We start from the raw sequence: 437 nt of genomic DNA, 5'->3' as shown, positions 1-437 counted from the left end.
ACGTGCATCGTGCACCTGATCCGCAACAGCCTCGACTTCGCGGCCTGGGACAAGCGGCGGGCTCTGGCCAAGGAGCTGAAGCCGATTTACCAAGCCATCAATGCTGAAGCGGCTGAGCAAGCACTCGATGAGTTTGAGAACGGGCCGTGGGGCGAGAAATATCCAACGGTGGTGGCTGCCTGGAGACGCGCCTGGGATCGAGTGATTCCATTTTTCGTCTTCCCACCGGCCATCAGAAAGGTGATTTACACCACCAACGCCATCGAGAGCATCAACGCCCAGCTACGCAAGGTCATCAAGACTCGCGGGCATTTCCCAAATGATGACGCAGCGACCAAACTGATTTGGCTGGGATTGCGCAACATAACAGCCAATTGGGGAAAACCGGCCCATGATTGGAAAAGCGCGATGAATCAATTTGCGATTCTGTACGGAGA

At 55.4% G+C, this 437-nt stretch carries 1 protein-coding gene; it reads left to right on the top strand.

The window, feature by feature from the left end; translation table 11 throughout:
• A partial coding sequence (locus ABFA30_RS24295; RefSeq protein ID WP_410046092.1) for a transposase occupies window positions 1-437 on the top strand: 437 nt, incomplete at both ends.

It is taken from the genome of Pseudomonas sp. HLMP, from assembly GCF_046365545.1.
GTDB classification, from domain to species: Bacteria; Pseudomonadota; Gammaproteobacteria; order Pseudomonadales; family Pseudomonadaceae; genus Aquipseudomonas; species Aquipseudomonas guariconensis_B.
Note: the sequence above shows the minus strand (reverse complement) of the source record. Positions and strands in the feature narration are given on the sequence as shown.